This is a genomic window from Spongiibacter sp. UBA1325, from assembly GCF_002306875.1.
Classification (GTDB): domain Bacteria; phylum Pseudomonadota; class Gammaproteobacteria; order Pseudomonadales; family Spongiibacteraceae; genus Spongiibacter; species Spongiibacter marinus.
In genome coordinates, this window is record NZ_DBTD01000004.1 from 282,465 (window position 1) to 293,792 (window position 11,328).

12 protein-coding genes are annotated in these 11,328 nt (G+C 51.3%); 6 read left to right on the plus strand and 6 right to left on the minus strand.

What is annotated here, in order from left to right; translation table 11 throughout:
• The first annotated feature begins 1 nt into the window (after position 1).
• The 3 genes from B3K78_RS04125 (at position 2) to B3K78_RS04135 (ending at position 3,026) form a co-directional block, all read left to right on the plus strand.
• The gene (locus B3K78_RS04125; protein ID WP_204995183.1) at positions 2-307 is read left to right on the plus strand and encodes a DUF2149 domain-containing protein; all 306 of its coding nucleotides are present in this window, start codon (positions 2-4) and stop codon (positions 305-307) included.
• A gap of 140 nt (positions 308-447) precedes the next feature.
• Entirely contained in the window at positions 448-2,544 is a 2,097-nt protein-coding gene (locus B3K78_RS04130) for a TonB-dependent receptor plug domain-containing protein (protein WP_286694417.1), read from the plus strand.
• On the plus strand, positions 2,544-3,026 hold the full coding sequence (locus tag B3K78_RS04135) for a TlpA family protein disulfide reductase (protein WP_286694418.1): 483 nt from the start codon (positions 2,544-2,546) through the stop codon (positions 3,024-3,026). Before B3K78_RS04130 ends, B3K78_RS04135 begins: the two co-directional genes overlap by 1 nt.
• A gap of 28 nt (positions 3,027-3,054) precedes the next feature.
• On the opposite strand, the gene B3K78_RS04140 is transcribed toward B3K78_RS04135, so the two are convergent.
• On the minus strand, positions 3,055-3,843 hold the full coding sequence (locus B3K78_RS04140; protein ID WP_286694419.1) for an alpha/beta fold hydrolase: 789 nt from the start codon (positions 3,841-3,843) through the stop codon (positions 3,055-3,057).
• A 296-nt stretch (positions 3,844-4,139) separates the two neighbouring features.
• Between B3K78_RS04140 and B3K78_RS04145 the strand changes: the two genes are divergently transcribed.
• From B3K78_RS04145 to B3K78_RS04155, 3 genes are all read left to right on the plus strand, one after another.
• Positions 4,140-4,655, plus strand: a complete 516-nt coding sequence (locus B3K78_RS04145; protein WP_204995187.1) for a porin family protein — start codon at positions 4,140-4,142, stop codon at positions 4,653-4,655.
• Between the two features lie 128 nt (positions 4,656-4,783).
• The gene (locus B3K78_RS04150) at positions 4,784-5,443 is read left to right on the plus strand and encodes an alpha/beta hydrolase (RefSeq protein ID WP_286694420.1); all 660 of its coding nucleotides are present in this window, start codon (positions 4,784-4,786) and stop codon (positions 5,441-5,443) included.
• 137 nt (positions 5,444-5,580) lie between these two features.
• Positions 5,581-5,937, plus strand: a complete 357-nt coding sequence (locus B3K78_RS04155) for a DUF3127 domain-containing protein (protein ID WP_286694421.1) — start codon at positions 5,581-5,583, stop codon at positions 5,935-5,937.
• 684 nt (positions 5,938-6,621) lie between these two features.
• Here the strand turns inward: B3K78_RS04155 and B3K78_RS04160 are convergent.
• From B3K78_RS04160 to B3K78_RS04180, 5 genes are all read right to left on the minus strand, one after another.
• Entirely contained in the window at positions 6,622-6,981 is a 360-nt protein-coding gene (locus B3K78_RS04160; protein WP_286694422.1) for a hypothetical protein, read from the minus strand.
• A 232-nt stretch (positions 6,982-7,213) separates the two neighbouring features.
• Positions 7,214-7,669 (minus strand): hypothetical protein, encoded by a 456-nt coding sequence (locus B3K78_RS04165; protein ID WP_286694423.1) that lies wholly within the window; start codon positions 7,667-7,669, stop codon positions 7,214-7,216.
• A 58-nt stretch (positions 7,670-7,727) separates the two neighbouring features.
• Positions 7,728-8,201 carry a hypothetical protein gene (locus B3K78_RS04170; RefSeq protein ID WP_286694424.1) on the minus strand — a complete coding sequence of 158 codons (474 nt, stop codon included), beginning with the start codon at positions 8,199-8,201 and terminating at the stop codon, positions 7,728-7,730.
• Between the two features lie 89 nt (positions 8,202-8,290).
• Complete coding sequence (locus B3K78_RS04175) at positions 8,291-9,187, minus strand: hypothetical protein (protein ID WP_286694425.1); 897 nt, start codon at positions 9,185-9,187, stop codon at positions 8,291-8,293.
• A gap of 835 nt (positions 9,188-10,022) precedes the next feature.
• Positions 10,023-11,288, minus strand: coding sequence for a ribonucleotide-diphosphate reductase subunit beta (locus tag B3K78_RS04180; protein ID WP_286694426.1), 1,266 nt, complete (start codon positions 11,286-11,288; stop codon positions 10,023-10,025).
• Between the last annotated feature and the right edge of the window lie 40 nt (positions 11,289-11,328).

An 11,328-nucleotide genomic window follows, 5' to 3' on the forward strand; every position in this document is an offset into this window, starting at 1 on the left:
AATGGATGATTGGCGGCGCAGTCACTTCTTTGAGCACGACGACGACCCACTGGGCCCTATGGCGAACCTGGTGGACATAATTCTGGTATTTGCCTGCGGCCTGATCGCGGCGCTGGTGGCCTATAGCCCCGAGCTACAGCAGCACTTTGACAGCACTCGCCAGCAACGGGATTTATCACTGGGTGAAGAGCTGCCCCAGGCGCCGGAAAGTATGCAATCACAGTTGCAAGACGGCAGCGGCTACGAGTCACTGGGCACTGTATATCGTGACCCGGAGACCGGAAAACTGATTCTGATCGGACAATAAGTCGCATGGAATGCGCCAATTCTTGATCTGGATCAAGAAATTGACGCTTTATCTTATTTCGCAAATAAAAATCATTATCATTAGCGTTATTCGCGGCGTGATGGTGTTCTGGGCCATCGCCGATATTGAAAGGGAACGCTATGAAAAACGTATTTTTAGGGTCGGCAATTGGCGCGCTGTTAGCGGCGCCTAGCTTGGCAGACAACACCGTGTTGGAAGAGGTGACGGTTACGGGGTTGCGCGAGCGCCTGTATCAGGCGGGTATGCTGAAGGACGTTATTCAGAAGACGGAAGTCATCTCGAATATATCCATAGAAAAAATGAATGCGGCAAGCCTTACGGAGGCCATCGCGGAGGCGCCGGGCGTTCGTGTTAATAATGAATGCTCTATGTGCGGTGTTAAGCGAGTCATGCTGAACGGTTTGCGCGGAGAGCATACAACCATTCTGGTGGATGGCATTCCCACCTATACGATGATGTCGGGATTCTACGGATTGGATGCCGCTGCATCCGCCGGTATTGGGAATATCGAAATTGCTCGCGGCGCAGGGGCCTCATTAATAGCGCCTGAGGCCATTGGCGGTACGATAAACCTGGTCACCAAAGAGGCGAGGGAGAACGCCGTTGAGCTGGACCTGTCTGCCGGCGAGCTTGGATATAGAAAAGGCAGTGTTGTCGCCACAGCGCTGGCGAACGAAGACACCACCCGACTCACGCTTATCGGGCAGTACGACACACGCGATCAATATGACGGTGATGACAATGGTGTAAGCGAGAACCCCGAGCTGGAGAACACCTCGTTGACCATGTACCTCTCCCAGGATTTGGGTACGCGTGACAATGTTCGCCTGCGCGTGAATCACACCGAATCCGAAATTTTTGGCGGGCCGACCGGTACGAGCATTGGGCAGGTAAAAGCCGATTACCATCGCGACCCAAATTTCGCCTCAGCTAGTTTGTTTGTCGATGACGATGTGCGCAAGGATTATATTGGACGAGGCTGGGAGACCACCGAGTGGATTCAGTCTGACCGGGACGAGGTCTACGTGAGCTGGCTGCACGAGTTCAGCAGCGATGTGAATATGCAGCTTTCGGTTGCGCACAACGAGCACACGCAGGACTCGTTCTATGAAGGCTTTATTTATGAAGCCGACGACGAGATGACCTACCTGGATGCGCGGTTTCATTGGGCAGTGAGCGATGACCACTTACTTACGGTAGGGGCCGACAATCGGGCGGAAGAGCTTCGATCACAGACCAATAGCACCAGCCCAGCCTACGTATCAGACAGTTTTGACTACGATACGCAAGGCTTCTACGTGCAAGACACCTGGTCCGCTACAGAAAACCTTGAAATAGCGATGGCGCTGCGTTTTGACCAGGTTGAAGCGAACTTTGTGGATGCCTCAAAGCCGGGTACCGAGATCGACGAGAGTATTACCTCCCCGCGTGTCGATATGCGCTACAGCCACAACGATCAATGGACGTCGCGTTTTTCCTTTGGCCGGGGCTATCGAGCGCCGCTGTCGTTCTTCGAAAGCGACCACGGCATTCTGGATGCCAGCGTCGGGTTTGATATCCAAATTGACGAACTTGAGCGCTCCAGTTCATACAACTATGCCCTGAGCTACGAAGCCGAGGCCCTTGCCGTTACGGGCTCACTGTCTCACACCAATGTGGAAAATCTGGCGGCGCTCGATGAGAACAATGCCGGTGTGCCCGTGCTTACCCAGTCCGAAAACGATGCCAGTGTCCTGGTCGCTGATGTTGCGCTTACCTGGAACGTTCGCGATGACCTGGCGTTGATGGCGACAGCAGAGAACATCGCTTACTCAGACGAATTCAAATCCTCCTATGGTGTGGTGCCGGTGGAGCAGCGCATTGTGCTGAGCGCAGATTGGGAGTTTGCGGGCTGGGATCTTTATGCCTCGGCGACGTGGGTGGGCAGTCGCGACCTTAGTGAGTATGGCGTGCCGGAAAGCCCAAGCTTTGATGCCGCGGGTACAGAAGCGAAGTCGCAAGACGCCGAGTCATATTGGACGGTAGATATGCGGGTCGCCAAAGTACTCAGTGAGCAGTGGCAGGTTTATGCCGGGGTGAGTAACTTGTTTGGATACACGCAAGCGGAAGACATGGAAACGCCGCTGTTCTATGAGGGCGGGGAATACGATGTCGCGCATATTTACGGGCCGCTGCGTGGCCGCGAAGCCTACGCCGGTGTGAAGTACACTTTCTGATGCGCGCTGCCCTTCGCATTCTGTTGTTGCTGAGCCTGGGGGCTAACTCCCTGGCTCAGGCTGCACTGCAAGACCTCGCGCTGCCGAGCCTGCGTGGCGACGGCGAGCATGTATTGAGCGAGTACCGTGGCAAGGTAGTGTTGATGAGCTTCTTTGAGCCAGACTGCCCGTGGTGTTATCGGCAAATGAAAGTGCTTAATCGCCTTCAGGCGCAGTGCGGCGATCACCTTCAGCCTTTGTCTGTCGGCGTAAATGGCGATGTGTTACGTCTTCGCAAGGAGGTGCGCCGCGCTAAGGTTCAGTACCCTGCTCTGAGTGCAACGCCTAGTTTGATGAACGTTGTGGGCGACGTGCCCGCCACACCGTGGACGCTGATATTCGGCCCACAGGGACAACTGCTGGGAACACTGCAAGGCTATATTCGTTTGGAGAAAATGCAAAAGCTGTTTGCTGACTATTGCACTCCTTCGGCGCGCCCATAAGGCCCACAAAGAAACGAGTACGGCTGTTCTAGGTGTCGGTATGGCGCTTTCTGGGCTCGTTCAGAAAGTCACAGATCAGGCGCGCTGCTATATCGGGTGACTCTTCGATGGCTGCGTGGCTGCAGAAGGGGATGTTCCCAAGTGACGCCCCATTGATCATGGTTTGTGCGTCTGCTGCCTCTTCCAATGAAAGTAGGAAGTCATTATCACCGCGAAGGATCAGCGTCGGGCACTGAATACGGGCAATGGCATCTCCCGGATAGCCAGCGGGGCCAAGATCCGTCCAGAGCCTGGTGCAGCTTTCAACCAGCTCGGCAAAGTTGCCTTGTGGGTTCAGTTCAGAATATTTCCGAGGCGCGTCGGGGAATATCTCTGTCCATGTTTCAGGTGTTACCCCACTGAGTATTTCATAGCAGGCATCTTGGGTTGAAATTCGCCATTGAGCACCTACCGTGACAAGGGCTCTGATGGCGGCATTCTCGATGGCCAAGCGATAGCCGACAATACCGCCGTCGCTGAATCCCAATATTGAATACTCGTTCAGATTTAGGTGAGCGATAAGGGCCTGAACATCCAACTGGTGTTGTAAGTAGCTAAGGGGCTTTCTCCCTATTGTGGAGCGGCCGTGGCCGCGAAGGTCCACGGCAATGACAAAGAAGTGCTCAGGTATGCTGCCCGCGATCGCTGAAAAGTCTTCCAGGCTACCCAGGCCGCCATGAAGCAGCAAAAGCGGGTGGCCGGTTGGCGAGCCCGATACCTGATAGTAAATCTCTGCATCCTCAAGCTGGAGCAGGCTTCCGTTCTGGTGGCGTAGCATGAGTGAGTTCCTTGTTGTCACAGCTCGCTTAGTAGGCGCTGCCGGGCCATGTCAGGCGCGCAGGCTACAGTGCGCAACATGCTAGAACACTGATAAATGCCGCGCAAATTGGCCGGCACAAATTGCTGTTTGACTGCTATGGCACTTATTTCCTAGGTGTGCGCTAGCGGGTTGCGGCATCGTTGTAGCAAGGTAAACGCTGTTGCTACCGCCTCGCCATTACCACCAAAAATTGATAGTTTATCGTCGCCCGGCAGCGGGTTGCCGAGCATGAATAAAACAAAAAGGAATTTTCTATGCTACGTAAAAGTCTATTAGTCGCTTCTATTGCATTCGCTAGCCTGGGGGTTCATGCGGAACAACTGTATCTTGGTGTCTCGGTAGGTCAGGCGACTTATGAAGATGACGGTATGGCGGATGTCGACGAATCGACCGGCTTCTCAATGATTCTCGGGTACCAAGCGTCTCCTAATTTTGCTCTTGAAGCAGCTTATGTTGATTTTGGCAGTGCAGATTTTGAACATGACCTGGTTACCGGAGAAGTCGAAGCCAGCACAATTGCCTTGTCCGGACGTGTCATCGCTCCTCTCGGCGAAAAGGCTTCTGTGTATGCTCGCGTTGGTATGCACAAGTGGGATGGTGAGGGTACGGTACACGCGTTTGGCTCGCGTGATTACGAAGGCAACGGCATGCTCTACGGTGCAGGCTTCAGCTTTAAGCCAGGTCAAAGTATTGAGTTCGGCCTGGAGTTCACTAAATATGAAGACGTTGACGTTGATACGGTCAACGCTGCGATTCGCTTTTTATTCTAGCCGCCAACGCCTTAAGGGCGCTTCGGCGCTCTTACTGTTATTATTTTTCCTCAAATAGAACAAGCAATTACTATCAGCGGTGTATAGGCCGTTCTGCCGATAACGTATTCAGACTCAGGAGCGATACCTTGCTCAAATGTGAAGTAATAGAACCGCAAACGACGGCCGATGCCGCCGTTATTTGGCTACATGGCCTGGGTGCCAGCGGCCACGACTTTGTGCCGGTGGTGCCTCATCTTGGCCTACCGGAAAATCACGGCGTGCGCTTTATCTTCCCCCACGCGCCGGAGATACCCGTCACAATCAATGGCGGCATGGTCATGCCCGCCTGGTACGACATTCTCGCCATGTCGTTGGAGCGCGAGATCGATACCGAGCAGATAGAAGCCTCCTCTGCGGCCGTGCGCGAGCTAATTCAGCGTGAACTGGATGCCGGTATTCCCAGCGAGCGCATCGTATTGGCAGGTTTTAGCCAGGGCGGGGCAGTGGTGTACCACACCGCGCTTTCTTACCCCAAACCGCTGGCGGGTTTGCTGACAATGTCTACCTACTTTGCCACCGCCAAGGAAGTAACGCTCTCGGAAGCCAACAAGGCCCTGCCTATCCATATTTTCCACGGCAGCCAAGACCCAATGGTGCCCGAGGTGATGGGCCATACCGCCGATCAAATCCTGCAAAGCATGGGCTTTAAACCCACCTACCGCAGCTACCCCATGCAGCATGAAGTCTGTATGGAGGAAATTGTCGATATCGGGAACAGCCTCAAAGCGTGGTTGGGGCTGGACTGAGGGGTAGTCAGAGGAGATAGCCAGAGGGCGGTAATGAATCACGCTTGCCTATTGACGCCAAGTCTGGCGATTCAATCCGGCATTGGTACAATGCGTTTGGCCAACTGTGGCACACACGCAACCCCCGAGAGAGAAGCATGTCATACGAGCTCACCGGCAAAATTAAGCTGATTCAGGAAACACAAACCTTCAATAGCGGTTTTAGCAAGCGGGAAATGGTGGTCACCGTCGAAGACGGCAACTACCCGCAGGATATCAGCCTGGAATTCCTAAAAGAAAAGATCAGCCTGCTGGACAGCCTCAGCGTTGGGCAGAACGTCACCGTGAGCTTCGACATTCGTGGGCGTGAGTACAACGGGCGCTACTTCAATAATCTGGTGGGATGGAAAATCCAGTCAGACGCCAGTGCTGCCGATAGTGAGCCCTACCCCCCGGCAGACAACACGCCATATGATCAATCCTTTAGCAACACGGATGATGACATTCCGTTTTGATTCAGTGAGTCGCCGCCAGTGTTGAAATTACCCGAGGGCTATCGGGGCGCGGCAGACAAAGTGGAGCGCCTTTTGTGCAAAAAATAAGCGGAGCGATTGCACAAAAAGGTGCGGAGCTTTGGCTGTCCCGCCGCGCTTTTCAGCGGCATACTGCTCGCGCTTTTTAGGTATGTACATTTTCGAAGCCCTTTAGCAGTACAAATAGACGCTGAGCTACCAATTTTAGAAACAAAAGAGCTATGACGCTTCCAAATTCTTTATTACCGACTGGATTCCAAGTGACGGCCGATACGATTTTACTATTTTTAGCGATGACACTAAATTTGTAGTCTTTTCCTTGAATCAATCTGAACTTTGCTATTGATCGCTTTCCATTTTCTAATGTAACCCACGACTGAAAAGAGCATCTTCCGGTACAGCTAGGGTCTTGCTTACCCACCGAATTGACATGACCATAAATTCTTTGGCCCTTCGTAACCGATATATAGGCATCTTTGCCTGTTGTAACTAAAAGGAATACTGATAAAGCCAGCAAAAAAGCCAGCCTCATAAGTTCAGTCGCCCACCTATCTACATGCATGAAAAACCTAACAGCCTATTTATGAGGCCAGTTCGGCCTCGTAATTAATATTATGGGCGGGCTGGCACAAAACTGACGGGTACACCACCGTATGTACTGCCAGGTTAGGGAGACCCAAGCCAATACTCATAACCATAGAACATTTTGCCCCCTCTTTTTTGTACCCACCCACTTAAGCTCAATGTAATCAAATGCTGATCTCTCAAGTAGCAATAGAACACAAATACACTTTGTTGAGCGGAGCTTGGCATATGTTTACAAGCTAGCTCAAAGGGCTGTTCGCCTACTGCTTCATATGTAGCCGACAAATCCTGATTGATTGTCAGGTTGTATTTTAAAACTTCACTACTGGTCGGAATCTGATCGCTCGGCACCCAGTGCCCTACCAAATCCTGTGGTTCCAAAGTGGCAGCAATAGCTGCATTTGATAACGAGGCTAGAATTACGAAAATTAACTTATTCATGCTTTCGTACATGTTGCCCCATAACGCCGCCAGCAGGCGAGCATTTGCAGTGGAGCCGAAGCCGCAACGAAAAAGACGTCGCCGTGCTTGGCCTTTTTAAAAAATCAGCGGTTACCGTTGTAGGCTACCGGTTCTTTATTGAGACCAATATCGGCCCTCATGGCATTGGTCAAACGTAGCGCGGAATTCCTGACTGCTTTCCAATTAGTTTGTTCACCGTCATAAATGAGGGCTAGCAAGAGGTCAATGAACGCATCATTTGCATCCATGACTGTGGCGCCAGCATCGCAAGGTATCCGTAGATGCGCAGCCTATCGTTCTCGAAAGCCTCTTTTTCTTCAGAAGATAGCTCGCCCCTCTCTCCGATAACTAAAAGCTCGATTTTTGCGAGAATGGGAACGATTGTATCGAGTGCAGCGCGATATATCGCGAGCTTATCGTTGTGTTCACGCAAATGGGTCTGCTTGAATATCTCGAAATCACTCGATATTTCAGTCAGCTGCTTATCGTTCTGTACTTTTAGTGAGGCCCGTAAAGCTTCCAAATCCCGCTCATGCTTGTGGCGCTCGTTGTCCATCAATCTGGTGGCCCAAACCTTTCCGAGCCAACTGGAAAGTCCAACAACAATCACGCCCGCGCCACCAAGTGAGCCCAGAATTGCAGCTGATATTCCGAGGTACTGCTCCATTATTTCCTCTGATTTTTAACGCCTAAAGCAGCCGCGCGCATTTATGCTTCGGCTGCTTTTATTTGTTAGAGGTTTCATACTTCAAGCGCTTGAGATAGCTGCGTTTTACTCCAGCCACTGATGCACCAAGCCAAACTTGATGGCCACCTGCTATATCAATTAGTTTTTCCTGATCAGCCATTCCCGCCCAACGCTCCCCCGGTGCAAGTACGAACGGCGCTGACTGGGCGCTATGCGGATTTGGCAGAATAAATTGCATTTTTGCTCTGCGACGCCAAGGAAATAATGTCCACTTTCGAAAAATAGCCCCTTGAATATGAGTGATATTCATTGACCGTGAGCTATTGTTAACCAGCTCAATGTGGATCCATAGCTTTTCACGCAGCCCTTCGCCGTCAATTACCTCCTGCATGTCTCCGATTACGTTTACATAAAGATTATTCCGCTCTCGGTTCCATTTCACGATGTCCCATAAAAAGACACCCGTTGCCACAAAGGCACCCCACCATGCTGCATAATCGGCAATATCCATATGACCTCTAACGCCTAGGTCAGCGGTTTGTGTGAGATGGCGACTTTTTTGGTACAAAAAAGGTGGCAGCTTACACAAATCCGCTGCACCTATTTTTTAAGCAACCTTCCAGGATTGCACTCTGTAATAAAGTATTTATCTTCTTTGTCAACCGCATTTGAATCGTACACGAAAACCAAATTATATACCGGATCTAGATATATGAAACCGTCATACTGCCTTTCCAAGGCACAGACGCTATTTGGGTTAAAGTCTACTATAACTGCGACTTGCTCTATTGCTTTAGACCCGTTACCCCATAAAACGAATGAAAAAGTAAATAGTATTATCGCAGAAAAGAACCCTACAAACTGCCTGAACGGGTTTTCATCCCCTGACTTACGAACGACCCAAGCAGCAAGAAACAAAACAAGGAAAAAACTCCCTATAAAAATAAAAGGCGCTAAGAATACAAGTGATGCGACAGGTTTGGTGTATGAGAAATGTGATGGATCAATACCAAAACTATTGCTTAATAATATATCCGCATTATAGCCTGCTATATAGAGCAGAATCAGTGAAGGAACACTTACAATAAACGCCTTCTCCCAATTTGTTTCTCCAACCTTTTTAGAAAAATACTCTACAATTGGAATAATGAAACAATAAATTGTTAACCAGCTTGATAGCAACAGAAACCAGACAGTAAAATCCCACCAGTACATCAATCCAAAACAAAAGCATGTAATTATTAGGCCCCATATACCAGCAATATCACTTAGCCTGTGCTTTTTAATTCCATCAAGATAAAAGCCAACTAAAAATACAACTCCAAACAATAAAAAAGTGAACGAAAACTGGTAGGCTTCCAGCTCCCTAAGTTTTTCTGAGTGTTTTTGAATCCATTCCCATTCAATGTATTTATCAACAGTGAGCCTCTCGAAGAATGAGACAGTCGGAATAATGAGATATAAAACCCCTAATAAGGAAACAAAATTTCTTAACACTCGCAAATCACCTCATTTTTCTTAACAGCCTGTTTATGAGGCCAGTTCGGCCTCACAATAAATATTATCGGGCGGCCATCTATCACGTTTTGGATTCCGCCCGGCGAAGGCCTATTCCATTGTAGGGTAAAGACTATTTCTAAAATAAATCGCCTCAAAACCCATTAACAGGGTCATTTATTGTGCAGTTAAGCCTGTTAAGTGGGTCGTGCCGTTTCTACAGGGGGAGTGGCAAGTAAGTAGCTGTAATTGCATACCGTTCCTTGGGTAGTGGGGCAGTACATCCTTAACTGCGTCAGGTGTTTACCATAAATTCGTAGCGCGAATCCCGCAAGTATTATCCACTCATCCAGCCGTTGGCGGGGGCTAAAACTCCCCCTCAGCACTGCCGAGCACGGCGCGGGCAGCACGGGAATTGCGCGAGGACTGTCTGAGCCGTCAGGCGAGTTCCGCAGCGCCCGTGCTGGTCGCGCCGCGCGCAGGGGATCGGCGGCGATAGCCGACGACAGTGATGCGGGGCGCACTTTTACTCGGCATTACATGCCTCGCCCTTCGGGTCGCCGACAAGCGGCGCTAAATGCAGAAAACACACTGTTGTTGCCTACTTATTTTTTTGCGCAAAAAATAAGTAGGTCTCCCAGCAAGGGCGAAACCCAGGCTCGCCGAAAGCAGCAAGGATGGCTCAGATATATATGTATCGCCCCTCGGCTCGCCGACGAACGGGCGCAATGCCAGCACTGTTTGAATGAGGTAAGTCGTGAGCGTATTTAAGGTGTTTTGGGCCCAATAAAAAAGGCCCTCATTTGAGGGCCTTTGGGTGGTAGCAGTGTTGGCCTTACCAGCTCAACGCCCCACCTGTTTGATACTCAATCACGCGCGTTTCAAAGAAGTTTTTCTCTTTGCGCAGGTCCATGATTTCGCTCATCCACGGGAAGGGGTTTTGTGCATTGGGGAACTGCTCTTTCAGGCCAAGCTGCGACAGGCGGCGGTTGGCGATGAATTGCAGGTATTCTTCCATCATGGCTGAGTTCATGCCGAGTACGCCGCGGGGCATGGAGTCTTTGGCGTATTCGATTTCCAGCTGCATGCCTTCCACGATCATTTGGGTGACTTCAGCCTGGAATTGCTCGCTCCACAGGTGTGGGTTTTCCAGTTTGATCTGGTTGATCATGTCGATGCCGAAGTTCAGGTGCATGGACTCGTCGCGCAGGATGTACTGGAACTGTTCGGCAACGCCGGTCATTTTGTTGCGGCGGCCCATAGACAGAATCTGGGTGAAGCCGCAGTAGAAGAAGATGCCTTCGGTAACGGCGTAGAAACCAATCAGGTTACGCAGCAGTTCTTGGTCGTCTTCCGGGGTGCCGGTTTTGAAGTTGGGGTCGCCCAGTGCCTGGGTGTGCTTGAGGCTCCAGGCCGCTTTCTTGGCGATGGAGGGCAGTTCGCGGTACATGTTGAAGACTTCGCCTTCGTCCATGCCCAGTGACTCTACACAGTATTGGTAGGCGTGGGTGTGGATGGCTTCTTCAAAAGCCTGGCGCAGCAGGTATTGGCGGCACTCAGGGTTGGTGATGTGGCGGTAAACGGCCAGTACCAGATTGTTGGCAACCAGTGAGTCGGCGGTAGAGAAGTAGCCCAGCGAGCGCATAACAATGCGGCGCTCGTCGTCGGTCAGGCCTTCTGGGTTTTTCCAGCAGGCGATGTCGGCGGTCATGTTAACTTCTTGCGGCATCCAGTGGTTGGCGCAGCCGTCCAGATATTTCTGCCATGCCCAGTCGTATTTGAAGGGCACCAGTTGGTTGAGGTCCAGGTGGCAGTTGATAATGCGCTTGTCTTCAACGCGCAGGCGGGCAGCGCCCATTTCCAGGTCTTCCAGGCCGGCGGCAACGTCGAGGTTGTCGAGTGAGGCGCTGGCTTTTTCCATAACGGCTTGTGCACTGGCGGCCGGTGCAGCGGGCTGCTCGGGAGCCGCTTGGCTGGCTACGGCAGGCTTGGGCGCTTCAGGTGCCGGAGCCTGTGGGGCGGCCTGTTGTGGTGCTTCTTTGGTTTGAGGTTTTGCCGCTTCTTGTGCGTCGTCTTTATCGAAATCGTCCCAGCTAAGCATTAGTGAGTTACCTCGGTATTAAGTGTGTGTTCGTTCGCTG

Bases quoted from the DNA above. Each gene is read 5' to 3' on its own strand.
- B3K78_RS04165 (WP_286694423.1), bottom strand. From the start codon at position 7,669: ATGGAGCAGTACCTCGGAATATCAGCTGCAATTCTGGGCTCACTTGGT.
- B3K78_RS04140 (WP_286694419.1), bottom strand. From the start codon at position 3,843: ATGCTACGCCACCAGAACGGAAGCCTGCTCCAGCTTGAGGATGCAGAG.
- B3K78_RS04170 (WP_286694424.1), bottom strand. From the start codon at position 8,201: ATGGATATTGCCGATTATGCAGCATGGTGGGGTGCCTTTGTGGCAACG.
- B3K78_RS04135 (WP_286694418.1), top strand. From the start codon at position 2,544: ATGCGCGCTGCCCTTCGCATTCTGTTGTTGCTGAGCCTGGGGGCTAAC.
- B3K78_RS04155 (WP_286694421.1), top strand. From the start codon at position 5,581: ATGTCATACGAGCTCACCGGCAAAATTAAGCTGATTCAGGAAACACAA.
- B3K78_RS04180 (WP_286694426.1), bottom strand. From the start codon at position 11,288: ATGCTTAGCTGGGACGATTTCGATAAAGACGACGCACAAGAAGCGGCA.
- B3K78_RS04130 (WP_286694417.1), top strand. From the start codon at position 448: ATGAAAAACGTATTTTTAGGGTCGGCAATTGGCGCGCTGTTAGCGGCG.
- B3K78_RS04160 (WP_286694422.1), bottom strand. From the start codon at position 6,981: ATGAATAAGTTAATTTTCGTAATTCTAGCCTCGTTATCAAATGCAGCT.
- B3K78_RS04125 (WP_204995183.1), top strand. From the start codon at position 2: ATGGATGATTGGCGGCGCAGTCACTTCTTTGAGCACGACGACGACCCA.
- B3K78_RS04145 (WP_204995187.1), top strand. From the start codon at position 4,140: ATGCTACGTAAAAGTCTATTAGTCGCTTCTATTGCATTCGCTAGCCTG.